23 protein-coding genes are annotated in these 24,570 nt (G+C 65.4%); 4 read left to right on the forward strand and 19 right to left on the reverse strand.

Annotation, left to right across the window (positions count from 1 at the left end):
- Nucleotides 1-32 precede the first annotated feature (32 nt).
- Complete coding sequence (locus B5E65_RS16205; RefSeq protein ID WP_158098555.1) at nucleotides 33-377, forward strand: hypothetical protein; 345 nt, start codon at nucleotides 33-35, stop codon at nucleotides 375-377.
- Nucleotides 364-1,275 (forward strand): aldose epimerase family protein, encoded by a 912-nt coding sequence (locus B5E65_RS09485; RefSeq protein ID WP_242957520.1) that lies wholly within the window; start codon nucleotides 364-366, stop codon nucleotides 1,273-1,275. Before B5E65_RS16205 ends, B5E65_RS09485 begins: the two co-directional genes overlap by 14 nt.
- Here B5E65_RS09485 and B5E65_RS09490 read toward each other — a convergent pair.
- The gene (locus B5E65_RS09490; RefSeq protein WP_087171535.1) at nucleotides 1,257-2,330 is read right to left on the reverse strand and encodes a uroporphyrinogen decarboxylase family protein; all 1,074 of its coding nucleotides are present in this window, start codon (nucleotides 2,328-2,330) and stop codon (nucleotides 1,257-1,259) included. The two genes, B5E65_RS09485 and B5E65_RS09490, sit on opposite strands and share 19 nt — an antisense overlap.
- Nucleotides 2,331-2,495: 165 nt before the next feature.
- Here B5E65_RS09490 and B5E65_RS09495 point away from each other — a divergent pair, with 165 nt between their 5' ends.
- The gene (locus B5E65_RS09495; protein WP_158098557.1) at nucleotides 2,496-3,389 is read left to right on the forward strand and encodes an AraC family transcriptional regulator; all 894 of its coding nucleotides are present in this window, start codon (nucleotides 2,496-2,498) and stop codon (nucleotides 3,387-3,389) included.
- A 59-nt stretch (nucleotides 3,390-3,448) separates the two neighbouring features.
- On the opposite strand, the gene B5E65_RS09500 is transcribed toward B5E65_RS09495, so the two are convergent.
- From B5E65_RS09500 to hisS, 7 genes are all read right to left on the reverse strand, one after another.
- Nucleotides 3,449-4,447, reverse strand: coding sequence for a GGGtGRT protein (locus B5E65_RS09500; RefSeq protein WP_087171537.1), 999 nt, complete (start codon nucleotides 4,445-4,447; stop codon nucleotides 3,449-3,451).
- An 18-nt stretch (nucleotides 4,448-4,465) separates the two neighbouring features.
- Nucleotides 4,466-5,158, reverse strand: a complete 693-nt coding sequence (locus B5E65_RS09505) for an iron-sulfur cluster assembly scaffold protein (RefSeq protein WP_087171538.1) — start codon at nucleotides 5,156-5,158, stop codon at nucleotides 4,466-4,468.
- 109 nt (nucleotides 5,159-5,267) lie between these two features.
- Nucleotides 5,268-6,482 (reverse strand): MFS transporter, encoded by a 1,215-nt coding sequence (locus B5E65_RS09510; protein ID WP_242957521.1) that lies wholly within the window; start codon nucleotides 6,480-6,482, stop codon nucleotides 5,268-5,270.
- An 84-nt stretch (nucleotides 6,483-6,566) separates the two neighbouring features.
- On the reverse strand, nucleotides 6,567-8,363 hold the full coding sequence (gene aspS / locus B5E65_RS09515) for an aspartate--tRNA ligase (RefSeq protein ID WP_206406298.1): 1,797 nt from the start codon (nucleotides 8,361-8,363) through the stop codon (nucleotides 6,567-6,569).
- A gap of 153 nt (nucleotides 8,364-8,516) precedes the next feature.
- Entirely contained in the window at nucleotides 8,517-8,843 is a 327-nt protein-coding gene (locus B5E65_RS09520; protein ID WP_087171540.1) for a DUF4234 domain-containing protein, read from the reverse strand.
- A 58-nt stretch (nucleotides 8,844-8,901) separates the two neighbouring features.
- Nucleotides 8,902-9,270, reverse strand: a complete 369-nt coding sequence (locus B5E65_RS09525; RefSeq protein ID WP_087171541.1) for a DUF2752 domain-containing protein — start codon at nucleotides 9,268-9,270, stop codon at nucleotides 8,902-8,904.
- Nucleotides 9,267-10,535, reverse strand: a complete 1,269-nt coding sequence (hisS, locus tag B5E65_RS09530; RefSeq protein ID WP_087171542.1) for a histidine--tRNA ligase — start codon at nucleotides 10,533-10,535, stop codon at nucleotides 9,267-9,269. Before hisS ends, B5E65_RS09525 begins: the two co-directional genes overlap by 4 nt.
- A 145-nt stretch (nucleotides 10,536-10,680) precedes the next feature.
- Between hisS and B5E65_RS09535 the strand changes: the two genes are divergently transcribed.
- Nucleotides 10,681-12,234 (forward strand): glycosyltransferase family 39 protein, encoded by a 1,554-nt coding sequence (locus B5E65_RS09535; protein ID WP_087171543.1) that lies wholly within the window; start codon nucleotides 10,681-10,683, stop codon nucleotides 12,232-12,234.
- Nucleotides 12,235-12,282: 48 nt separating this feature from the next.
- Here B5E65_RS09535 and B5E65_RS09540 read toward each other — a convergent pair whose 3' ends face one another.
- From B5E65_RS09540 to B5E65_RS09590, 11 genes are all read right to left on the reverse strand, one after another.
- On the reverse strand, nucleotides 12,283-14,952 hold the full coding sequence (locus B5E65_RS09540; RefSeq protein ID WP_087171544.1) for an ABC transporter permease: 2,670 nt from the start codon (nucleotides 14,950-14,952) through the stop codon (nucleotides 12,283-12,285).
- Complete coding sequence (locus B5E65_RS09545) at nucleotides 14,949-15,632, reverse strand: ABC transporter ATP-binding protein (RefSeq protein ID WP_087171545.1); 684 nt, start codon at nucleotides 15,630-15,632, stop codon at nucleotides 14,949-14,951. The genes B5E65_RS09540 and B5E65_RS09545 overlap by 4 nt, the downstream gene beginning before the upstream one ends.
- Nucleotides 15,633-15,741: 109 nt before the next feature.
- Complete coding sequence (locus B5E65_RS09550; protein WP_087171546.1) at nucleotides 15,742-16,755, reverse strand: sensor histidine kinase; 1,014 nt, start codon at nucleotides 16,753-16,755, stop codon at nucleotides 15,742-15,744.
- A complete protein-coding gene (locus B5E65_RS09555; RefSeq protein WP_087171547.1) occupies nucleotides 16,742-17,425 on the reverse strand; it encodes a response regulator transcription factor in 684 nt (227 codons plus the stop codon). Before B5E65_RS09555 ends, B5E65_RS09550 begins: the two co-directional genes overlap by 14 nt.
- A gap of 117 nt (nucleotides 17,426-17,542) precedes the next feature.
- Nucleotides 17,543-19,006: a uroporphyrinogen-III C-methyltransferase gene (gene cobA, locus B5E65_RS09560; RefSeq protein ID WP_158098558.1), complete on the reverse strand. Its 1,464-nt coding sequence runs from the start codon at nucleotides 19,004-19,006 to the stop codon at nucleotides 17,543-17,545.
- On the reverse strand, nucleotides 18,999-19,634 hold the full coding sequence (locus tag B5E65_RS09565) for a precorrin-2 dehydrogenase/sirohydrochlorin ferrochelatase family protein (protein WP_087171549.1): 636 nt from the start codon (nucleotides 19,632-19,634) through the stop codon (nucleotides 18,999-19,001). The genes cobA and B5E65_RS09565 overlap by 8 nt, the downstream gene beginning before the upstream one ends.
- Before the next feature lie 12 nt (nucleotides 19,635-19,646).
- Complete coding sequence (locus B5E65_RS09570; protein WP_087171550.1) at nucleotides 19,647-20,402, reverse strand: ABC transporter ATP-binding protein; 756 nt, start codon at nucleotides 20,400-20,402, stop codon at nucleotides 19,647-19,649.
- Complete coding sequence (locus tag B5E65_RS09575; RefSeq protein WP_087171551.1) at nucleotides 20,399-21,394, reverse strand: FecCD family ABC transporter permease; 996 nt, start codon at nucleotides 21,392-21,394, stop codon at nucleotides 20,399-20,401. The genes B5E65_RS09570 and B5E65_RS09575 overlap by 4 nt, the downstream gene beginning before the upstream one ends.
- A complete protein-coding gene (locus B5E65_RS09580) occupies nucleotides 21,384-22,379 on the reverse strand; it encodes an ABC transporter substrate-binding protein (RefSeq protein WP_087171552.1) in 996 nt (331 codons plus the stop codon). Before B5E65_RS09580 ends, B5E65_RS09575 begins: the two co-directional genes overlap by 11 nt.
- Nucleotides 22,380-22,404: 25 nt before the next feature.
- Nucleotides 22,405-23,076 carry a precorrin-8X methylmutase gene (locus B5E65_RS09585; protein ID WP_087171553.1) on the reverse strand — a complete coding sequence of 224 codons (672 nt, stop codon included), beginning with the start codon at nucleotides 23,074-23,076 and terminating at the stop codon, nucleotides 22,405-22,407.
- Between the two features lie 24 nt (nucleotides 23,077-23,100).
- Nucleotides 23,101-24,570: a cobyric acid synthase gene (locus B5E65_RS09590; RefSeq protein WP_087171554.1), complete on the reverse strand. Its 1,470-nt coding sequence runs from the start codon at nucleotides 24,568-24,570 to the stop codon at nucleotides 23,101-23,103.

Genomic DNA, 24,570 nt, shown 5'->3' on the forward strand with positions numbered 1-24,570 from the left:
TATCGCCGCCGCGCAGGGATTCTTTTGCCATTTTGCAACAGATTCCCGTCACAGCGTTGACTGTTTTTGTCTCTTTTATTATACCGCTGATTCCTGTCTTGTCTTTCCAAAAACTTGCGCAGTTATTTCAAAAATTTGCTCTTTATTTTACCAGACTTGTGAAATACTCACCTGTGCCGTACAATAAAGCCGAACCTTTTTTCTTGAGGAAAGGCTTGCAAAAAGTGCACAAAGAAAGCGGGACAAGCCATGGATTTTTTTTACAAATATGCAAGGATTTTTGGGGAACCTGCCCAACAGCACCGATGTTTTCTGTTGGAAACGGACAAGATTCGTATCAAAACGGTTCCAAATGGGGCGGCTTTGTCTCGGGTTGAAATACTCGACAAAACCGGCAGATTTTCAAATATTGCGCTGCCTTTACCCTCTCCGGATGCCTGTATCCGCAGCGGCACCCATGCGGGCACCACGTTGGGCCCGGTTGCAGGCCGTGTGGAGAACGGGCGGCTGCAGATTCCTGACAGATCGCTTCAGCTTGCCCAAAACGAGGGGCGCAACCATCTGCACGGAGGGCCCGGCGGTCTTTCCCGCCAGGTCTGGCAGACGGTGCATGCCCGGCCGGATCAGGTAGCCTACCGGCTGGATCTGCCGGACGGGCTGGACGGCTATCCGGGAAACCGGACCTTTTGGGTGGGGTACGCCCTGACCGGGCCTGCCCAGCTGACCATCCGCTACCGGGTGGAAACGGATGCGCCGACCCCGGTAAGCCTGTCCAACCATACCTATTGGAATCTGAGTGGTGATTTTGCCCATCCCTGCACCGGCCACCGGCTGCAGATTGCCGCCCGGCAGGCCTGCTGGAATGACCAGGAACACCTGCCCCGGGGCGTGCTGGATGTTGCCGGTACGCCGCTGGATTTCACCTGTTCGCAGGAACCTGCGCCCCATGCGGATCATCCGCAGCTGCACAACGCGCTGGGCTACAACAACGCCTATCTGCTGGAGGGCTCCCCTGCCGTCCGGCTGGAACACCCTGCCAGCGGCCGGGTTTTAACCATGGAAACCGACCTGCCGGCGCTGGTGTTTTATTCCGGCGGGTATCTGGCCGGCGAACCGCTGGAGGGCGGCTGTGCCGCCGAAAGCGCCGCTTTTGCCCTGGAGCCCCAGGAACGGCCGGGACTGCCCGCGCTGGTGCTGCCCGGCCAGCCCTGGGAGCGCTGGATCCGTCTGACCTTCTCAGCGGAGCAAATGCCGCGTCAGCGGTTTTTCACCTGATAATCCCGGCAGGCCTGTACATAGGCCAGCACGTTCTCCCAGGGCACTTCCGGCTCCAGCATATGGGTCGGGGTGACAAAGAGGCCGCCATCCTTGGCCACTTCCAGGTTGTGCCACACCGCCTGGCGCACCTCTTCCGGCGTGCCGAAGGGCATAACGGTCTGGGTGCCGATGGTGCCGTGGAAAGACAGCCGGTCATGGTACTTCTCGTAGATCTCGGCAAAGTCCATGCACTCGCTCTGGATGGGGTTCAGCACATCCACGCCCGCGTCGATCAGGTCGTCGATAAAGGGCTCGATAAAGCCGCAGGAATGGTAGAACACCAGGATGTCCGGCCGCTCGGCCTTGACGGCCTGAATCAGGCGGGTCAGGCGGGGTTTGATCCAGGTGCGGTACAGCTCGGTGCTCATCATAATGGTGTGCTGCATGCCGATGTCATCGCCCAGATACAGGATATCCACACCGGCGCGGGCATACAGCAGCGCCCGGGACAGGCTCATCTCGGTGATGCGGTCCAGCAGAACGGTGGCCATGGGGTCGTCGCTCATCATGTCCATCATCAGGTTTTCCATGCCCCGAATGTACCAGGACTGCTCCCAGATGGTCATCTGCATGTTGCCCACAGCAGCCAGGCCGCGGGCCTGCACCGCCTTGACCTTTTCTGCCAGGTCCGGGTTGCCCTTTTCGGTATACACCGGCAGCGGATAGTTCTCGATCTCTTCCACGTCCTCCGCGCTGTCCAGCGGGCAGAGCATCTTGGTCATGTGCATGGAACTGGGGGTGGATTCATGGCCTACGCCCCACTCGTCGATGGTTACCCGATCGTTCATCCGGTGGGCGTGATACGGCAGGAAGCGGTCGGTGGTAGGATCGTCCGGAACCAGCGGAATGTCCCGCCAGGGGAAGCCGAAGTACTCCCGGTAATCGGCATTGGGATCACCGGTTTTCTCCCGCAGAACATCCTGCAGGTGGGGACAGAATACAAATTCCACCGGCTGGAACTCGTAGGGCTGGCGGCGCAGCAGTGCCAGCAGGTTTTCGCGCTGGGTCATCATAGTCGGTTCATCCTTTCGCTTGGGCAGCGCCCTTTATTGACTTCATTGTAACATCCGCCGCCGTTGCTGGCTTGCCGAAAACGGAAAATTCTTATACTTTTTTGCTATTTTAGGAACACAGACGCCTCAGATTATGGTATACTATATATAAAAAAGGAGGCGAATGTGTTGAAAGATGACGCCACAACGCTGCTGTTCCACAGTTCCGGCCTGGGCCAGGCAGGCAGCGCTTCGGTAAAGGCTTTACCCGCAAACTACACCTTTGCCCCTCATCTGCACGCGGAAGCGGAGATCAACTGCTGCCTGTCCGGGCAGGCGGTGATCACGCCGGACGGGGCGCCCGTAACGCTGGAAACCGGGCAGTTTCTGCTGCTGTATCCGGAAGTTCCTCACGGGGCTGCCAGCCAGGAGGGCTGTGTACTGCTGCAGATGCATTTTCAGCCCGGGCATTTCCAGCTGCCGCTGAGTGACCGTCTGCGGGAGCAGCAGCTGTATTTTCCGCTGGATCTGATGCTGGGGCGGCGGCGGTACTTTCTGGGGGAAACCACCCCCCAGCTGCGGGACACGGTGGATTACCTGCAGCAGGAACTGCACAACCGGCAGCCCAACTACCAGCAGATGTGCGAGCTGTACCTGCTGCAGCTGGTGATGCTGCTGAGCCGCCAGATCGGCCGGGAGGACGGGCCGGGCGGCACCCTGCACAACCGGCATCTGGTGGTGGCGGCGGAATACATTGCCGCCCACTATTCGGAAAAACTTACGGTGGAGCAGGTGGCCCAGGAGTGCGGCATCTCCGCCCGGCAGCTGAGCGGCCTGTTCCGCCGGGAACTGGGGGTAAGCCCCGGGGCCTACATCACCGGTATCCGGATCAGCCGGGCCATCCAGCGCGGAAGCGCCGAGGGTGATCGGATGCCCATGGACCGGCTGGCACTGGAATGCGGCTTCAGCAGCCAGCAGCAGTTCTGCCGGGTGTTCAAGGCCTATGTGGGCATGAGCCCGGGCCGGTATTTTTCTCACCGGCAGGGCGGCGATCCCCTCTATGATACGGCACCCTTTTGATCGGCATACAAAAAGCCCGCGGGCCAGATGGCCCGCGGGCTTTTTATGCGGAAAAAGAATTACTGATTGACCTGAGAAGCAGCCACAGCGCAAGCCACGGTCATACCGACCATGGGGTTGTTGCCGGCGCCGATCAGACCCATCATCTCCACGTGAGCAGGCACGCTGGAGGAGCCGGCGAACTGAGCGTCGCCGTGCATGCGGCCCATGCTGTCGGTCAGGCCGTAGCTGGCGGGACCAGCGGCCACGTTGTCCGGATGCAGGGTACGGCCGGTGCCGCCGCCGGAAGCCACGGAGAAGTACTTCTTGCCGTTCTCGATGGCCCACTTCTTGTAGGTGCCGGCAACCAGGTGCTGGAACCGGGTGGGGTTGGTGGAGTTACCGGTGATGGAAACCTCCACGGCCTCCTTCTTCATGATGGCCACGCCTTCCAGCACGTCGTTGGCACCGTAGCACTTCACGGCGGCGCGCTCGCCGTCGGAGAAGGCCTTCTCACGGACAACCTTCAGCTCGCCGGTCTTGAAGTCGTAGTCGGTCTCCACGTAGGTGAAGCCGTTGATACGGCTGATGATGTAGGCAGCGTCCTTGCCCAGGCCGTTCAGAATGACGCGCAGCGGGGTCTTGCGGGCCTTGTTGGCGGTGCGGGCGATACCGATGGCGCCCTCGGCGGCGGCGAAGGACTCGTGGCCGGCCAGGAAGGCAAAGCACTTGGTGTCGTCGCTCAGCAGCATGGCGCCCAGGTTACCGTGGCCCAGGCCCACCTTGCGCTGCTCGGCCACAGAGCCGGGGATGGTGAAGGCCTCCAGGCCCTCGCCGATGGCAGCGGCGCACTCGGCGGCGCTGGTCAGGCCGCGCTTCACGGCGATGGCGGTGCCCAGGGTGTAGGCCCACACAGCGTTCTCAAAGCAGATGGGCTGCACGCCCTTGACAATAGCCTCGCAGTCGATGCCCTTCTCGAGGAGCATATCGCGGCAGGCGTCCAGGGATTCCAGGCCGTTGGCCTTCAGGCATGCCTCGATTTTGGGCATGCGGCGATCCATAGATTCAAAAGTAGCCATTGTTGTACTCCTCCTCTCTTATTCTTCGCGCGGGTCGATGTACTTGGCAGCGCCATCGAACCGGCCGTAGGTGCCGATGTTCTTCTCGAACGCGGTCTTGGGATCCTCGCCGTGGCGGATCGCCTCCAGCATCTTGCCCAGACGCACGAACTGATAGCCGATGACCTCGTTGTTCTCGTCCAGAGCGGTCTTGAGGATGTAGCCCTCGGTCAGCTCCAGGTAACGAACACCCTTGGCCTTGGTGGAGAAGATGGTACCGGTCATGCTGCGCAGACCCTTGCCCAGGTCTTCCAGGCCGGCGCCGATGGGCAGGCCGTCCTCGCTGAAAGCGGTCTGGCTGCGGCCGTAGACGATCTGCAGGAACAGCTCACGCATAGCCACGTTGATGGCGTCGCAAACCAGGTCGGTGTTCAGGGCTTCCAGAATGGTCTTGCCGGGCAGGATCTCGCCGGCCATGGCGGCAGAATGGGTCATGCCGGAGCAGCCGATGGTCTCCACCAGGGCTTCTTCGATGACGCCGTTCTTCACGTTCAGGGTCAGCTTGCAGGTACCCTGCTGGGGGGCGCACCAGCCCACACCGTGGGTCAGACCGGAAATGTCCTTGATCTCATAGGCTTTTACCCAGTTGCCCTCCTCCGGAATGGGGGCGGGACCGTGGTGCGGGCCTTTGGTCAGAGGACACATACGCTCTACTTCATGAGAATAGGTCATAATAGTACTCTCCTTTTCTGCTGAAAAATGATTGGCACTGCTCATACTATTATACGGTGGACAAGCCTTTTTTTCAAGCGTTTGCGCAGACAGGACTGCGGAAATTTTGTCAATTTTTTCTCAAGGATTTGTCAAAGCCGCCTTTCCCGCCGGTGGGACGCAATGCCAGCAGGCAGACAAAGCCCGCAGCGGCCGCCGCCACCGCCACCCAGTGCCGGGCCAGCTGCCAATGCAGCGCCCGGGCCGCCAGCGGAAAAGCCAGCCCGCCCGCGCTCATGCCCAGGGCCAGGAATCCGTAGTTGACCCCGGCATGGGGCATGCCGAACAGGTCGGTGCCCAGCGCGGGCAGCAGCGCCGCCTGGCCGGAGTAGCAGAAGGTCAGTGCCGTGTACCCGGCCACGAACCAGCCGCCCCGGGCAAAGGCAAAGGCCACGGACAGGCCCGCCAAGGCAGCAAACAGGCCCAGATAGGTGCGGCGGCGGCCCAGCCGATCGCTGAGCAGGGGCATGAGCAGCCGGCCGGCGGCGCTGCCCACGCTGCCCACCGCCACCGGCAGCGCCGCCCAGGCATCGGGCAGGCCCCGCTGGCGGCCCAGTTCCAGCAGGATGGGGCTGAACAGCAGCACGGCTGGCGAAGCCATGGCCACCACCGTGACGCAGAGCCAGTACTGTCGGGTACGCAGCATCCGGGCGGGGGTGTAGTCCTGCCCGTCGGCGGGCGATGCCGCGGGTTGTTTTGTGGTTTGCGGCGGGTTTTTGAGCAGAGCCGCCCCGCCGCCGCAGACCACCGCCAGTACCCCGGCCAGCACCCACAGGCAGGCCCGGATGCCCCACCGGCCGTTCAGGCCATTCACCAACAGGGAGAGCACCGCGCCGCTGGCCCCGGCCGCGCCGCCGATCACGCCGGTGGCCAGGCCCTTTTTATCGGCGTACCATTTCTGGGCGCAGCTCATGACCGCCGGGTACAGGAACGCGCACCCCATCCCCACCGGCAGGCTGAACGCCAGCGCGAACACCGCCGCGCTGCCCGCCGGAACTGCCGCCCCGGCGGCAAAACCTCCCGCCAGCAGCGCCGCCCCGGCCAGCCCGGCGGGGCGTGGGCCGAACCGGTCCTGCAGAAAACCGCCCAGCACACAGCCCAGCCCGAACGCCCCGATGATCAGGCTGAACACCCACTCGGCCCCGGCTTCGTTCAGCCGGTATTCGGCGGCCACCGGTTCATGGAACACGCCCCAGGCCGCCGGGATGCCGGTAAGGGCCTGGATGGCCGCCCCGGCCGCTAAGATCAAAACGCCCCGCTTGGACTTTTTTGACAATGCACTCACCCGCTTTCTCCCGGAGAGTATACCCCGGCGGGGAAAGTTCCATACAAAAAGCGGGTCGGGATAACTCCCGGCCCGCTTTTGTACTTATTCTTTGTTAATAAGCTCAAGCAAAACTTTTTCAAGGTGAAGTTCGGTCAGCTGCTTGGCGTCCACCACGTCGGGGGCGCCGCTCATCAGCTCGCTGGCGTTCTGCACCTTGGGGAAGGCAATCACGTCCCGGATGGAATCCCGGCCCAGCATCAGCATGACCAGACGGTCCAGGCCGTAGGCCATACCACCGTGCGGGGGCGCACCGTAACGGTAGGCATCCATCAGGAAGCCAAAGCTCTCCCGGGCCTTCTCCTCGGTGAAGCCCAGCGCCTTGAACATACGGCCCTGCAGTTCCGGATCGTTGATACGGATGGAACCGCCGCCCAGCTCCACACCGTTCAGCACGATGTCGTAGGCGTTGGCGTAGCAGGCCGCCTGGTCGGTTTCCACCTTGTCCAGGCTGTCCTCGGTGGGCATGGTGAAGGGATGGTGCATGGCCATGAAGCGGCCCTCCTCCTCGCTGTACTCGAACAGCGGGAACCGCACCACCCACAGGAACTCGAACTTGCTGGGATCGATCAGGTCGCAGCGGCGGGCCACTTCCAGACGCACCTGGCCCAGAGCGGTGCAGGCGCGGGTGTTGTTGGCGTCGCTGACCACCAGCAGCACGTCGCCGGTCTCGGCGCCGGCAGCGGCACGCAGAGCGGCCTTCTCCTCCTCGGTAAGGAACTTCTCAAAGCTGGAGGTCTCGCCTTCCTCGGTCAGGCGGGTGTAGGCCAGGCCCTTGGCGCCGTAGGTCTTGGCCACCTCGCCCAGCTTGTCGATGGTCTTGCGGGTGAGCTGGGCGGCCAGGCCCTTGCAGTTGATCAGGCGCACACTGCCGCCCGCGTCGATGGCGCTGCGGAAGGGCGCAAAGCTGCTGGAACGCACCGCGTCGGTCACGTCCATGAGCTCCAGGCCGAACCGCATATCCGGCTTGTCGGAGCCGAAGCGGGCCATGGCCTCGTCCCAGGGAATACGGCGGAACGGGGTGGTCAGATCGATGTTCAGGATCTCTTTCCAGAGCAGCTTGATCAGGCCCTCGTTCAGGGTCATGATGTCGTCCTCGGTGACGAAGCTCATCTCCAGGTCGATCTGGGTAAACTCCGGCTGACGGTCGGCGCGCAGGTCCTCGTCCCGGAAGCAGCGGGCGATCTGGAAATACCGGTCAAAGCCGGACAGCATCAGAATCTGCTTGTACAGCTGGGGGGACTGGGGCAGGGCGTAGAAATGGCCCGGCTGCACCCGGCTGGGCACCAGGTAGTCCCGCGCGCCTTCCGGCGTGCTCTTCATCAGCATGGGGGTCTCGATCTCGCAGAAGTGATGGTCGCAGAAATAGTTGCGCACGATCTGGCAGATGCGGCTGCGCAGCACCAGCGGCTCGTGCATGCTGGGACGGCGCAGGTCCAGATAGCGGTATTTCAGCCGCAGTTCGTCCTTGACCTTGATCTCGTCCCGGATCTCGAACGGGGTGGTCTCCGCAGCGCTGAGCACACGCAGCTCGCTCACGTACAGCTCCACCTCGCCGGTGGGGATCTTATCGGTCTTGGCGTCCCGCTCCCGCAGGGTGCCGCGGGCAATCACCACATACTCGCTCTTCAGGCTCTGGGCCTTGGCAAAGACCTCCCGGTCGGTGCCGTCGTCAAACACCATCTGCAGCACACCGGTGGTGTCCCGCAGGTCGGCAAAGATGATGCCGCCCTTATCACGGCATTTGGCGATGGAGCCGGCCACCGTCATCTCGGTGCCCGCGTCCGCCAGGCGCAGCCCGCCCACATAGTGGGTACGGCGCAGGTTCCCCATGGTTTCCATAGTTCGTAAAACCCCTTTATCTCGTTGTTCGGGGGCACAGAAGGCCCCGTGTTTCCATACCGCCCCATTATAGCGCGTTTGGGCGGATATTACAAGGTGCGCGCAAAAGGAAAGCCGCCCGGCGTCTGGGGACCGGGCGGCCATAAAGCAATATCAGACCGGGTAGGCGCGGTTCACATCGCTCTGCATGATGCACATGTTCACGATGCCCAGGCCGAAAAAGTGCAGGATGATGTACAGCAGGCTGTTGTCGGAAGAACCGGGCACCACCGCAAAGGCCTTGCCCATCTTATAGTTCCAGTAGATGCTGTAAATGCCGCAGGTAACGATGCTCAGCAGAATGACCATGCCGCCGGAGGTGTTCCACTCGGCGGGGTTGATCTGGCAGGCGGCCTCGTTCAGGGTGTACAGCCAGTAGATGCCGTAGATACCGCAGGTAACGATGCTCAGAATGACGCATACCGCAATATTCTTGTTCATTGGTTTCTCCTTATATCTTCTTTTCGTGTGTGGATGGCGCCGCCGCAGGCGGCTCGATCTACAGAGACAGGTTGCGAACGATGCCCCAGACTACAAGAAAGATGACCAGCCCCGCGCCCGCGATGCGCAAAACCGGTTTATCGGCCTTTCGGCCGGTGAGCCAGAGCCACAAAGCCCGGCCCAGAAACAGCGCCAGAAACGGCGACAGGTAAAACAATCCCGCGTTGGCGGCACGGGCAGAAGCCCAGTCCCCCCGGGAAAGGGCGGTGAGCATGCGGGTAATGCCGCAGCCCGGGCACTCCAGCCCGGTGACAGTGTGAATCGGACAGGGAATGCCCCAGCCGGTGGCCCGCACCCAGATCAGGTAAACAAGGCCCACCGCCAGCCAGATTCCCAGCACCCGCAGACGGTCGTGGCGCAGGTTCACAGGTTCTGGCAGAGGAACTCGCCCAGATCGTCCAGGCTCAGTTCGGTCTCGGCGCCGTCCTCCATCCGCTTGACGCGGGCGCGGCGGGCATTGACCTCATCGTCGCCCAGCACCATGCTGTACACAGCACCCAGCTTGTTGGCGTACTTCATCTGGGCTTTCAGGCCACGGCCCACGATGTCGGTTTCCACATACAGGCCCCGGCTGCGCAGCTCAGTCGCCAGCCGGATGGCTTCGGTCTTGCCCGCTTCGCCCAACGGGGCCAGATAGAGCGCGGGCACCGGGTCGCCGCCCAGCTCCACGCCCTCGTCCTCCAGAGCCATGAGCAGCCGCTCAACGCCCATGCCAAAGCCCACCGCGGGGGTGGCAGGACCGCCGAACTGCTCCATCAATCCATTATACCGGCCGCCGCCGCAGATGGTGCCCTGGGTGCCCACGGCGGTGTGGATGAACTCAAACACGGTGTTGGTGTAGTAGTCCAGGCCGCGCACAATGGTGGGGTTCACCACGTACTCGATGCCCTGGGCGTCCAGCAGCGCCTTGACCTGATCAAAACGGCTCTGGCAGTCCTCACACAGGTAGTCCAGCACCACCGGCGCACCGGCAGCCACCTTGCCGCAGCTTTCCACCTTGCAGTCCAGAATGCGCATGGGGTTGCGGTCGAGACGCTCCAGGCAGGTTTCGCAGAGCTCGGCCTTGTGGGCGCTGAAATATTCTCGCAGGGCCTCGTGATACTTGGGACGGCAGTGGGGGCAGCCGATGGAGTTGATCTCCAGCCGCACCTGCCGCAGACCTGCGGCGGACAGGATCTGCCGGGCCACCGCGATAACCTCCGCGTCGGCGGCGGGATCGTCGGCGCCATAGCACTCGATGCCCAGCTGGTGGAACTCCCGCAGGCGGCCTTTCTGGGCCTTTTCATAGCGGAAGCAGCTTTGCAGGTAATAGGCTTTCAGCGGGGCCGGGCTGGAACCCAGCAGGCCGTTTTCCAGAATGGCACGGGCCACGCCGGCGGTGCCTTCCGGCCGCAGGGTGATGCTGCGGTTTCCCTTGTCCAGGAAGGTGTACATTTCCTTGGACACAATATCGGTGGTATCGCCCACACCCCGGGCAAACACCTCGGTGGCCTCAAAGGTGGGCAGGCGGATCTCCTTGTAACCGTACAGGCCCACGGTACGGCGCATGAGTTTTTCCAGACGCAGCCAGCGGCCGCTCTGGCCGGGCAGTACGTCCTGGGTACCGCGGGGGCGGGTATACTTTACAGCCATGAACATGCTCCTTACTCGGATTTTATCGAATTTCTGTCATTATACCGCTTTTTGCCCCGGCTTACAAGGGGGCCACCCATGGCTTTTCATTACACAGAAATTGTGATAAAATTATGAATATCAAAATTGTGTGGAGGGCTTTTTCTTGAACAAGATCACCCCTTTTTGCGAGCGGATTTTTTACGCTCTTGCGGCGGTATCCTTTTTCTATCTGACCGCGGTTGCCCTGTACTGGAATCGCGCCGATCCGGTGGCCATCACCCTGGCCACGATATGTGGGCTGGTGCTCCTGGCCGGTCTGTGGCGGTTAAGCTGCAGCGAGCGTTTTGACGCCTTTGCGGAAAATGGCCGGCAGCGGCGGATTGCTTTCTGGATAATTTCCGGGCTGTTCCTGGCGCTGTGCCTGGTCAGTGCGCTAATGCAGCTGGAGGACTTTCCCCGTGCTGACTGGGATATCTGGGTCATCCATTCGGAGGCGGCTAACATTGCGTCAGCCCCGTTTCCCGAACGGATGCGCAATGCGGAATATTTTTATCGGTTCCCCCAGAACGGCGCGATCCTGATGCTGTTTACCGGCTGGTACCGGTTGTGGTATCTGATCGGCGGCGAAGCGGTGGACTTCAATCTGGCGGCGGCGGTGCTCTGCGCGCTGTTTTTGTGGGTGGCACATCTGCTGTTCTATCTGGCTGTCCGGGTGCTGCTGGGCAACCGGCAGGCGCTTCTGTGCGCGGTGGTCTGGGTACTGGTGCTGCCTTTTTACGGATATGCCGCCACCCCCTACTCCGACTCCATGTCGCTGCCTTTCTGCACCGGAATGCTGCTGTGCCTGGCCAAGCTGCGCCAGACAAAACGCCCGCTCTGGGGGGTGGGTGCCGGGGTGCTGGCCGGGCTGGCGCTGCGGATGAAAGGCACCTACGCGGTGCTGATCGTGGCGGCGTTGATCTGGCTGGTCATGCTGTCTCTGGATGGAATCCGGCGCAAGCTGGCCGCCCTAGCCGCCTTCGTGATCTGTCTGGGGGCGGTGGCCTGGGCACTGCCGGTATTCTTTGCCGAATCCGGTATCTGGGGCCGTTTCTCCCGGGAATACGTCAAGCAAGAATGGCAGGTGCCGGTGACCCACTATTTCATGATGGCCCAGAATCCGGACGGTCCCTGGGTGTATGAGGACAACGAATTCACCTTCAATCTTCAGCAGGGAAAATTCACCTTTGAGGCCCGCACCGCCATCTGCCTGCAGATGTGCTTTGACCGGATCGCCGCCCGCAGCCCGCTGGAAAATCTGCTGTTTACCAACCGCAAGGTGGTAGAAACCTGGAAAGACGGAACTCTCCAGGTAAACCAGTACGACCGGGATACCTTCTATTGGCCCGACACGCCTGTGCGGGAATTTTTCAAACCCGGCACAGCTTTATATCAGGTATTTTACTATTGCTCCAACGCACTGCATTTCGCGTTTCTGATCTGCCTGACCGCGGGCGCTGTGCGGCGGCTGCTGCAAAAGGGTGCGCTGCTGGTGGATGGAATCTTCTTTGCCCACCTGTGTGTGTTCGGCATGTTCCTGCTGGAGCTGGTATGGGAATGGCGTTCCCGCTACCTGTTCGGCTATCTGCCGTTTTTCATACTGGCGGCGCCCGCCGGGCTGGAGGCCCTGCAGGCCGGATTTGCCCGGCTGCGCCGCGGCAAAGGGCAATCCGCCTGAATCACACAAAAAACGTGCCCCCGGCAGCTGCCGGGGGCACGTTTTGGTTTACAGCACCGTGGTGTGTATCGCCTCCACGATGGTCTGGCGGACCAGACGCCGCCGGGCTGCCCAACCTGAAAGGCCGCAGACCCCAAAGACCACCGCTGCCGCCAGGACAAAGCCCCAGACCGGCACGCTGAAGGCGGAATAGAAATTCAGGTTGATGGCCCGGTGTTCCGCCACCAGCACCGCCAGCCCCACCGGCAAGCCCCAGCACAGGGCCTTGATGCCGTAGAACAGGCTTTCCAGCCGGAGCATCCGGGCAAAGCCCCCGGGGGTGACCCCCACGCTGCGCAGCATGGCATACTCCCGGGCACGCAGTTCAAAGCCGGTGGTGACGGTGTTGTGGATGTTGGCGGCACAGACCAGGCACAGCAGCACCACAAAGCCGCCGCAGAACACCCGAAGCAGGAAAGCAAAACTCTGCATACTGCTCATGTCGCTGACACCGGCACTGCGGTAGGAATTCTCCTGGCCGTCACCCTCGCCGACCCATTCCAGCAGGCTCTCCTGCAGCTGCACCGGGTCCTCCGCGTCGGTGTAGAGCACCGTCCAGAAATAGCTTCCGGTGCGGCCGGCGGCCGCCTGCCGGGCCAGGAACGCCTCAAACACCGTGCGGCTGGTGACCAGCTGCACCGTGAGCCCGTCCCCCGCCAGGGTCGTGTCCCCGCTGTTGGCCGGGGCCTCGGCGGCCAGGGCCGCCACCCGCCAGGTATCGGCAAACCGGCCCTCCCCCTGGTCAAAGGTCTGGGAGAATCCCGCTTCGATCCGGAGGGCGTTTTTCAGCTGGGCAAAGCTGCCCAGATCGGCCAGGTAGTTGTCGGTGACCAGCACACAGTCCAGCAGATCGGTGCGCAGGGTCACGTCCCGGCCCGCCCAGGCGGCGAAGTCCTCGTCCTCCAGCACCAGCAGCGTGGGCTGAACGGTATAGGCGCCCTCCGACGCCAGCGGCTCAAGGCCCATCTGCACCCGGTATTCGCTGCGCTCGGTCAGCCAGCGGCGGGCCTCGGCGCTCAGGTCCTGCTCGCTCACCTGCCAGGAGCCCATCATGCCCACGTCGATCCCGCCGGTAATCTGGCAGGTTCCGGCGCCGGGCAGCGACTGCATCTCTTCCAGCAGTGGCGCCGGGTCGACGGCCGGGTCGCTCAGGCCCACCGTGGCGTGGGCCGGCGGGATGTCCCGCCCGTAGCGCATGGCCACCGACTGGTCCACGTAGTAGGACAGGCCGCTGGCGGCCAGCAGCATGACCACGCTGAGCGCCAGGGAGAACACGATGGAACGGTACCGGCCCCGGCTGCGCTTGCAGTTTTTCAGCGCCAGGGCGCCGGTAAAGCCGAACAGACGCCGGGTGATCCCGCCAATGCGCAGGTCCCGGGGCCGCAGCCGCACCTCCCCCGCGCCGCGGATGGCGTCGATGGGGCTGACACGGCTGGCCCGGAAGGCCGGCTGCAGGGCGCTGACCAGCAAAGCCAGCGCCGCCAGGGCGGCGGCCCCCAGCAGCGGCAGCGGCCGCACCGAAAGGTAAAGCGGCACATGGAACCGGAACAGCTCCTGCACCTGGGTGCTGACCAGCGGCAGGGTTACGGCCATGCCCGCGCAGCCCGCCGCCAGGCCCAGCGGGATGCCCGCCAGGCCCAGCAGCAGCGCCTCAAACAGCACGCTCTGGCGCTTCTGGGCGCGGGTGGCCCCCACGCTGGCCAGCATGCCCAGCATGCGGGTGCGCTCGGCCAGGCTGATGGAAAAGGCGTTGCGCGCCAGGGACACCGCCCCGATCAGGATCACCGCCAGCACCACCCCCATCAGGCTGTAAAAGGCGGTAAGCAGCCAGCTGCCCTCCTCATCCACCCCGGCGTAGAGCAGCAGCGACCGGTTGGTGGCGCGGCCATTGTACCCGGCGTCGTACTCCGGGTCCTGGCTCTGCTGCAGGGCGGCAATGTCGTCCATCACGTTCCAGATTTCATTGGAAAGGGTCCCCATGGTGAAATAGACGTTCCAGCGGCTGCTCGCGGGGGCACTGTCCAGGGTGGTGAAACAGGGCCACCAGACACCAAAACCGTTGTCAAACGCCCCCATCTCCACCACACCGGTAACGGTAAAACGTGCGCTGCCCACCTCTTCTGTGTGATCAAGGCCGGTGGGAGAGGGGCTCCACTGGCCGGTTTCTGCATGGTAAAAAGGGGTTCCGTCCGCCTCGAGGCCCGACACCGACCAGGCCCGCACCAGATCCAGCGTGACCTGGCTGCCCACGGTCCAGCCGGTCAGATGGGCAAGTTCGCTGCTGATGGCCAGCTGGCGGGAGTTTTCGGGCAGGGCGCCCTCCATGCACTCCACCCCCAGCAATTCATAAAAGGCATCGTTGACCCCAAACAGGGACGTACCGGCAAAGCTGCCGTCCTCCGCCGGGTCCAGGCCCCAGTTGGCGGCCAGGGCCACCTGGTTCAGCCGGTCGTCCTCCGCCACAGCCTGGGCCACCGCTCCGCTGGTGTTGCTCACCTGGCCGTGCCAGCTGCCCAGCGTGGCCACCGCCTCGCGGCGCATCAGGTCCAGAAAGGAATCCGCCCCGGCAAACACCGCCGTGAGCATCGCCACCGACAGCGCCACCCCGATCAGGGTGGTCAGGGTGCGGCGGGGCTTGGCCCGCATCTGGGCCAGGGTAAGGGAATGGATCACATTCATGGCCGCACCGCCTCGTCCCGGGTGATGCGCCCGTCTTCAATGGTGATGAGCCGGTCGGCCTGGCGGGCGATCCGCTCGTCGTGGGTGATGACCAGCAGGGTCTGGCCCTTTTCTTCATGGAAATGGCGCAGCAGGGCCATGATCTCGGCGCTGTTGCGGCTGTCCAGGTTGCCGGTGGGCTCGTCCGCCAGCATCAGGGCCGGATTGGCGATCAGCGCCCGGCCGATGCTCACCCGCTGCTGCTGCCCGCCGGACAGCTGGTCCGGCAGATGGGTCAGCCGGTCGGTCAGGCCCAGCGTTTCGGTCAGCCGTTCCAGATAGGCCTTGTCCACCCGCCGCCCGTCCAGCAGCAAGGGCAGGGTCAGGTTTTCTTTCACGTTCAGCACCGGGATCAGGTTGTAAAACTGGTATACCAGGCCGATCTGACGGCGGCGGAAGATGGCCAGTGCCGTTTCGTCCATGGCGTACAGGTCGGTGCCCTGCACCAGCACCCGGCCTGCGGTGGGCCGGTCCACCCCGCCCAGCAGGTGCAGCAGGGTACTTTTTCCGCTGCCGGAGGGGCCCATGATGGCCACGAACTCCCCTTTTTGCACCGAAAAGGACACGTCGTCCAGCGCCACCACCCGGGCCGCGCCCTCGCCGTAGTGCCGGGTCAGGTGTTCCACGCGAAGCAGTTCCATAAAGATGTTTCCTCCTTGTTTTGCGCTGGGGCGGGGTGTTTCCCCTGCCCGCATCCTCAGTGTACCGCGCGCGGGTGACCGGGCCGTGACCGGGCGGGTGACAGTTTACTCACAGTGCACCGGGGCGCATGGGCAGCCGCAGGGTGAAGCAGGCGCCGGGGCCGTCGGCACGGTTGGCCGCCGTGACCTCGCCGCCCTGAGCCCGGGCCAGCTCCCGCGCCAGGGCCAGGCCGATGCCCGCGCTGCCGGGGGCCGCGTTGGAACCCCGGTAGAACCGCTCAAACAGGCGGGGCCTGTCCGCCGCCGGGATGCCGGGGCCGTTGTCCTCCACGGTGATGCGGGCGGCCAGCGCGTCCTGTCGCAGCCGCACCGTTACCCGGCCGCCCTCCGGGGCGTGCTCGGAGGCGTTTTTGATCAGGTTGGTCACCGCCTCGGCGGTCCATTTTTCATCCCCCTGCCAGGCCGGGCCCTCGGGGCAGTCCAGTTCCAGCGTCTGGCCCCGCAGTTCCAGCGCCACCCGCACCGGGGCGGCGGCCCGGCGCACCAGCGCGGGCAGGCTGACCGGGGCGGACTCCATCACCAGGCAGCCCGCGTCCAGCCGGGAAAGAGTCAGCAGCCGTTCCAGCAGCCACTGCATCCGTTCCAGCTGGGCGGTAAGCTGGCCGGTGAACTCCGCCCGCTTTTCGTCCGGCAGGTCGGGCCGGGCCAGCAGATCGGCCATGACCAGCATCCCGGTGAGCGGGGTGCGCAGCTGGTGGGAGATGCTGCCCAGAAGCCCCTGCAAAAACTGCTTGTCGTGGGCCAGCTGCTCGCTCTGCTGGCGCAGGGTGACGGTGATCTTGTGCAGGTCGTTTTTCAGCAGGCTCAATTCGCCCTCCCGGTTGTCCCGGATGTCCAGCAGCTCGCCCCCGGCGTAGACGCTGGCCAGGTACTCCCCCAGCTGGCGCAGCCGGGCATACCGGCGGGCGGTGACCGCCAGCCACACCGCCCCCGCCAGCGCGGTACAGACCGCCCCGGCCAGCCCGGCGGCCATGCCGCCCAGCGCGCCGCACACAAGGCCCGACGCAGCGGCGAGGGCCAGGGTTATCACAAAGGGCCCGATCAGTTCTTTATTGCGCAGCATGGGTATCCGCCTCCAGCCGGTAGCCGATGCCCCGCACGGTGACGATCAGCGGCTTGTCCGGGGATTCCAGCTTTTCCCGCAGCCGCTTGATGTAGACCGACAGGGTGTTGTCGTTGACAAAGTTGCCCGCCACGTCCCAGATGCCCTCCAGCAGCTGACCCCGGGTAAGGGTCTGGCCGGGGTGCGCCAGAAAGGTGAGCAGCAGCCGGTACTCCAGCGCGGTGAGAAGCACCGGCTGGCCCCGGCGGCTTACCTGGGCCCGCTGCATGTCGATGGTCACATCCCCCAGGCGGGCGATGTGTTCCCCGTCCCCGGCGGCGCGGCGCAGCACCGCCCGGATGCGGCTGGCCACCTCCCGCAGGCGGAAGGGCTTGACAATATAGTCATCCGCGCCCATGTCCAGCCCCAGCACCACGCTGCCCTCGTCCCCCCGGGCGGTGGCAAAGATCACCGGGATGCCGCGGCTTTTGGCGGCGGCGCACAGGTCGTAGCCGCTGCCGTCCGGCAGGCCCACATCGGCCAGCAGCAGTTCAAAGGAGCCGGTTTCCAGCGCGGCCCGGCCCTCGGCCAGGGTACCGAAACAGGTGACCGTCCAGCCCTCCTGTTCCAGGGAATAGGCCAGCCCCCGGGCAATGGTGTCGTCGTCTTCGATCAGCAGGATACGGGTCATAAAGGTTCCTCCGTGCAGACAGGTTATACGGTTTTATTATACGCCATCCGGGCCCGGTGCGCGTGACCGTTTTGTAAGAAAAAGCGCCCCGCCCGGCAGAGGGGCGGAGCGTGTTGCTTACAGCGTTTCCAGGCAGGCCAGGATGCCGTCGGCCGAGATGTTCGGCGCGGTGGCAAAGGGCGCGGCAGTATGGCGGGCCAGCTCGGCGGCGGTGACGGGGCCGATGCAGACGCATTTCACCCCGGCCCCGGGCGCGCCGAAGGCCTCCGCATAGGCACGCACCCCGGCGGCGCTGCCGAATACCAGGGCCTCGCCCTCCTGGGCGGGGCGCAGCGGCTGGTACACGGTGCGGTAGAGGGAGTGCTCCTCCACCGGGTAACCGGCCTCGCGCAGCATTGTATGCAGCAGCGGGGTGCTGTTTTCCGCCCGCAGCAGCAGGATGGGCTGCCCGGCAGGCACCGACGCGATGAGCAGGCGGCCCAGTTCCTCGCCGGTGGCGGTGGCGGGGCAGAGATCCGGCTGGATGCCCTGTGCCGCCAGAGCGGCGGCGGTGGCGGGGCCGATGGCGGCAAACCGGCAGCCGGCCAGTTTGCGCAGGTCCACCCGGTTTTCCCGCAGCAGGGCAAAGAGCCGTTCCACCCCGTTCACACTGGTCAGCACCAGCCAGCGGGGGGTGCCATCGGTCAGGGATTCCCAGTCCAGGGATACCGGCAGCGCCTCGGTGCGGGCGGCCACGCAGAGCCGGGGCTCGGCCCCGGCGGCGGTGAGTTTTTCGCCCAGGCGATCGACAAAAGTGTCGGTGCCTACCAGCCCCACCCGCTGCCCGGCCAGCGGCCCGGCGGGCGGGTCGGCCAGTTCCAGCGCGGCGGTCTGCCCCACCAGGATCACCGCCGGGGCCTGCACCCCGGCAGCCCGGGTGCGGGCGGCGATGTCGGCCAGGGTGCCCCGCACGGTGGCGGGATGGGGGGCGTTGCCCCCGCTGACCACCGCCGCCGGGGTATCGGCCGGTTTGCCCGCCGCCATGAGCCGGGCGGCGATGGTTTCCAGCGCGCCCAGCCCCATCAGGAACACCAGGGTACCGTTCAGCCGGGCCAGGGTGTCCAGATCTTCGGGCAGGCCGTCGGTGCCGTCGGCGGTGTGGCCGGTGATCACATGAAAGCTGCGGGCGGCCCGCCGGTGGGTGACCGGAATCCCCGCCGCGCCGGGCACGGCGATGGAGGAGGAGATACCCGGCACCACCTGGCAGCGGATGCCCGCTTCTCGCAGGGCCAGGAATTCCTCCCCGCCCCGGCCAAAGACAAAGGGATCGCCGCCCTTGAGCCGCACCACCTGCTTGCCGCTCTGGCCCAGACGGACCAGCAGCTCATTGATTTCGGGCTGGGGCATGGAATGGCGGCCCGCCCGCTTGCCCGCGCAGTACCGCTCAGCACTCAGGGGAACCTGCGCCAGCAGGGCCGGGTCGATCAGATCGTCGTAGACCACCGCTTCACAGATCTGCAAAAGGCGCAGACCCCGCAGGGTGATCAGGTCGGCGGCGCCGCAGCCCGCGCCCACCAGATATACACAGCCGGTTTCAGCCATGGGTGTTTTCCTCCGTTTTCGCTTGATCCAGCAGAGCGGCGAACTCCTCATCGGTGAGGGGCCGCTCCTTTTCCATACAGGTATCGAACAGCCGGGCAAACAGCGCCGCGCGGGTGGTTTCACTCGCCAGCGCCGCCTTGACCGGCTGGCGGCAGTCGGCCAGCCAGGTAAGGATGGGGCCGAAGGTTTCCTCCGGCAGAACAGCCTCGATCTGCCGTTTCACCCAGGCCGCCGCCACCGGGCTGGCGCCGCCGGTGCAGACCCCCACCGTAAGCGGGCCACGCCGGGCCAGCGCCGGAAAGATAAAGCTGCCCGCGTCCGGGTTATCCACCACGTTGACCGGGATGTGCCGGGCCCGGCAGGCCGCGGCGATGCGCCGGTTCAGGGCCGCGTCATCGGTGGCGGCGATGACCAGCGTCTGGCGGCGCAGATCCCCCACACGCACCCGGCGGCGCACAAACCGCACGCCGGGCACCGCCGCCAGCTGCGGGCATACCGACGGGGCCACCACCGTGATATGGGGGCCAAAGGGCAGCAGCTTCTGCACCTTGCGCAGCGCCACCTTGCCGCCGCCCGCCACCAGGCAGGGGCGGCCCGCCAACTCGATAAACAGGGGGAAACATCCCATGTGTATGCCTCCTTACTCGCAGAAATACTGCCAGCTGCCGTCCACTTCCACCCGGCGCACCCGCACGCCGAACGCCGCATCCAGCGCGCCGCTCTCGTACACCCGGTCGGGGGTATCGGTCATGCGCAGGGCGCCGTCGGCCAGCAGGGCCACCGTGTCGGCATTGCGCAGCGCCAGACACAGGTCGTGGCAGACCAGCGCCACCGCCTTGCCGCCCGCGGCCAGCCGCCGGGCGGTGGCCATGACCTCCAGCTGATGGCGCACGTCCAGCCAGGTGGTGGGCTCGTCCATGAAGATGGTGCCGGTGCGCTGGGCCAGCGCCATGGCCAGATAGACCTTCTGCCGCTGGCCGCCGCTGAGCTCCTGCATCAGGCAGCCGGCCAGATCGGCCGCGCCCGCCTCGTCCATGGCCTGGGCCACCGCCTGTTTATCCTCCGGCCGGTAGCGCCGGGGAAAGGACAGGTAGGGAAAGCGCCCGTGCAGCACCATCCGCCTTGCCTCGATGTGAGGCACGCTGCGGCTTTGGGCCATATAAGCCGCCTGCCGGGCCACCTGCACCGGGGCCAGGCTGCCCAGCGGCACCCCGTCGTAGAGCACCTGCCCGCCCAGCGCGGGCAGCAGCCCCAGGGCGGTTTTGAGCAAGGTGCTTTTGCCGCAGCCGTTGGGCCCCAGCAGCACCGTGACCTGCCCCGGCCGGAACGCCAGGTTCACCCCCCGCAGCACCGGTTCGCCCCGGTAGCCCACCGAGAGGTCTTGCAGTTCGATCATAGATGCGCCCCCTTTTTCTGAAACAGCAGCCACAAAAAGAACGGCCCGCCCGCCAGGGACAGCACAATGCCCACCGGCAGCTCAAAGGGCGCAAAGGCCAGACGGGAAACAAGATCGCAGAAGGTGAGCAGCGCCGCGCCGCACAAGGCGCACCCGGCCACCAGCCGCAGGCTGCCGCCGCCCAGCATCCGGCGCACCATATGGGGCACGATCAGCCCCACAAAGCCCAGAAGACCCGCAAAGCTGACCGCCGCGCCCGCCAGCGCCGCCGCCAGAGCCAGCAGAATCACCCGCACCGGTCGCACGCGCAGGCCCAGGCTCTGGGCGGTATCGGTGCCCAGGGCCAGCAGGTCCATCTCACTGGCCAGAAGCAGGGAGAGCAGGATGCTCACCAGAATCACCGCACCGGCGGGCAGCAGCTTGCCCATATACAGGTTGGCCATGCCGCCGATGCGGAAATCGGAATAGCCGATCAGGGCGTCCGGGTAGAGGGTGACCACCGCGTCCACCCCGGCGCTGAACATGCTGGACAGCGCCACGCCCGCCAGCACCAGGGTGATGCGGGAAGCGCCGGCCTTTTCGGCCAGCAGCAGGATGAACAGCACCCCCACAAAGGCCCCGAGGAACGCGGCCAGCGGCACCGCCGCCAGCGCGCCGGGGGCCAGCGCGCAGCAGAGTGCCACGCCCAGCCCCGCGCCGGAGTTGACGCCGATGGTGCTGGGGGCGGCCAGGGGGTTGGCCAGCACCGTCTGGATAATGCCGCCGCTGACCGCCAGCGCGGCCCCGGCCAGCAGGCAGCCCACCGTGCGGGGCAGCCGCACATAGGCCAGGATGGACGCGCCGTCCCCCTGCCCCCACAGGCCCTGCCACAGCTGCGCCGGGGTCAGGGACACCGGGCCCAGGCACAGGCTCAACATGGCGGCCAGCAGCACGGCCAGCGCCATCAGGCACAGCCGCACCGCCACCCGGCCGCTCTTTGCGTTATTCGCCATACAGAATCTCCGCCAGTTCCTGGTACGCCTGGCCCCACAGGGCGTTGGGCTTCACGTTATAGAGCCGCTGGTCCATGTAGTAGACCCGGCCCTCCTTCACGGCAGTAAGCTGCTGCCAGGCGGGGTTGGACAGCACCGCTTCCTCCAGGCTTTTCTGGGGTTTGGAGGGGTCGGAGCCCTGCAGCACGATGAAGATGCTGTCCGGGTCGGCCTGCAGGATCACCTCCATGGACAGGTTTTCCAGCAGGCTGGTCTCGCTGTCGGCGATGTTGGTGCAGCCCAGGTCGGCCAGCATCTCACCCAGCACGGTGTTTTCGCTGTTCTTGACCTTGCAGCTGCTGCCGGAGGCCCGCAGATACAGCACCGAGGGGCCTTCCTTGCCCTCGGCCAGGGCGCGGGCGTCGTCGATCTGCTGCTGAATCGCGGTGCCGTTTTCCTCGTACAGGTCAGCCCGGCCGGTCAGCTGGGTGCAGATCTCCAGCATGGCCAGATAGTCCTCAAAGCTGCTGATGTCAAAGTAGGCCACCGGGATGCCCGCCGCTTCCAGGGTGGGCTGCAGATCCACGTCGGCGGCGGTTTTGGCGCTGCCCAGCACAAAGTCGGGCTTGGCGGCCAGCAGGGTTTCCAGGTTGGGCTCCTTGATTTCGCCCAGGTTGGCCACCGATTCGTCCAGTTCCAGGCTGAACTGGGTCCAGCTGTCGTTGGCCGCGGCCACCAGGGTATCCTCGCCGCCGGCCAGGCACCACACGTCGGCAAAGCTGCCGATCAGGGCCGCCACCCGCTGGGGCTTGCCCGTGACGGTGACGGTGCGGTCCAGCGCGTCGGTAAAGGTGATGGTATCGGATGTTTCCTCACTGGCCGGAGCGTCGGAGGAAGCGGGCTGCGACGAAGAGGAAGCCCCCGCGGGCGCGGCGGCGGTGCAGCCGGTGAATGCCAGAGCGGCGCAGGCCAGCGCCAGAATCAGGGCCAGAACACGTGTTTTCATTGGTACGTCCCTCACTTGTTCGGTGTTATCCCTGCCAGCCCCGGGCAGCCGGGTCCAGCGCGTTTGCGGCGGAATAGAGCAGCGCGTTGCAGATGGCGGCCGCCACCCCGCTGCCCCCTTTGCGGCCCATTGCCACAATGGCGGGCACCCCGGCGGCCTGGCAGGCGGCCAGGATACGCTCCTTGCTTTCCACCACGTTCACAAAGCCCACCGGCACCCCGATCACCAGCGCCGGGCGGGCGCCGGCACGGATGTGCTCTTCCAGCTGCAGCAGGGCGGTGGGGGCGTTGCCCACCGCCAGCACCGCGCCGGGGTATTCGGCCACGGCCTTGTCCATGGCGGCGGCGGCCCGGGTGGTTTGCTTCATGGCGGCCGCGGCGGCCACCGCCTCGTCCCCCATAAAGCAGAGCGCCTGCCCGCCCAGTTTTGCCAGGCTGGGCTTGCTTACCCCGGCCTGGGCCATGCGGGTATCGGTGATGATGGGAGCCCCGTTCTGCAGGGCCTCGATGCCCCGGGCAACCGCCCCGGGGGTGAAACGCAGGTTTTCCGCGTAGTCAAAATCCGCGGTGGTGTGGATCACCCGCCAGACCACCGGGGCCACATCCTCCGGCACCGGGATGCCCCGCTGGGCCAGTTCGGCCCGGATGATGGACATGCTGGTGCGCTCGATGTCGGCGGGCAGGGTATGCTGCTGCATGGAAACTCCTTCTTTCCTGTGGGTTCAGTGTTTGTCCAGAATGCGGTAGACCGCCTCCATGTCCAGCGCGGCGCGCACCGCGTCGGCCAGCAGGTCGTACTGCCGCTGTTTATAGGCGGTGTGGCTTTCGGCCCGGGCGGCCGCGGACGGCAGGCCCCGGCGTTCCAGCAGCCAGGCGGCCAGCTTGTCGGTCAGCTCACCGGTGTCAAACAGGCCGTGCAGGTAGGTACCGAACACGCAGCCTGCCGCCGCCCCCTCCGGCGTGCCGTCCGCCAGCCGGGCAAAGGGTTCGGCATCACCGGTATCGGTGCGGCCCATGTGAATTTCGTAGGCGTCCAGACCGGCCCCGGCCAGCGGCCCGGCCAGGGTGCGGCCCTGCACACGGGTGCGGGTCTTCTGGCCGGTGAACCGGGTGACGCAGGGCAGCAGGCACAGGCCCGGCTGGCTGCCCTGCTGCTCCACCCCGTCCGGATCGTCCAGACGGCGGCCCAGCATCTGGTACCCGCCGCATACTCCCAGCACCGGATGCCCGGCGGCGGCCAGGTTCTGCACCGCCGAAGCAAAGCCGCTCTCCCGCAGCCAGACTAAATCCCCCATGGTGTTTTTGGTGCCGGGCAGCACGGTCAGATCCGGCTGGCCCAGCTCGCCCGGGCGCTGCACATATCGCACCCCCAGGGCGGGATGGCTTTCCAGCGGGGAAAAATCGGTAAAGTTGGAGATATGGGGCAGCCGGATCACCGCCACGTCCAGCGGCCGGTGGGTGCGGGTTTCCTCCAGGCGGGGGGCCAGGCTGTCCTCGTCGTCGATATCCGCCCGGGTGTAGGGCACAACCCCCAGCACCGGCACGCCGGTGAGCTGCCGCAGCTGTTCCAGACCCGGGGTCAGCAGGTTCACATCCCCCCGGAACTTGTTGATGAGCAGGCCCTTGACCCGGGCCCGGTCCTCCGGCTCCAGCAGGGCCACCGTGCCGTACAGCTGGGCGAATACCCCGCCCCGGTCGATGTCCCCGGCCAGCAGCACCGGCGCGTCCACCAGACGGGCCAGGCCCATGTTCACGATATCCCCTTTCAGGTTGATCTCGGCCGGGCTGCCCGCCCCCTCGATCACCAGGATGTCGTTTTCAGCGGCCAGGGAGTTGTAGGCGGCCAGGATATCCGGCACCAGGCTTTCCCGCATCCGGAAGTACCGGGCCGCGTCGTACTGGCCCCGCACCTCCCCGTTCACGATCAGCTGGCTGCCGGTGTCGCTGGAGGGCTTGAGCAGGATGGGATTCATCCGCACGTCCGGCTCCTTGCCCGCGGCCTCGGCCTGGGCCACCTGGGCCCGGCCCATCTCCAGGCCGTCCCGGGTGATATAGCTGTTCAGGGCCATGTTCTGGCTTTTGAACGGGGCCACCCGCCAGCCGTCCTGGCGGAAAATGCGGCACAGGGCGGTGACCAGCAGGCTTTTGCCCGCGCCGGACATGGTGCCCTGCACCATGATGCATCGTGCCAT

This window comes from Gemmiger sp. An120, assembly GCF_002160955.1.
In the GTDB taxonomy this organism is placed as follows: Bacteria; Bacillota; Clostridia; order Oscillospirales; family Ruminococcaceae; genus Gemmiger_A; species Gemmiger_A avium.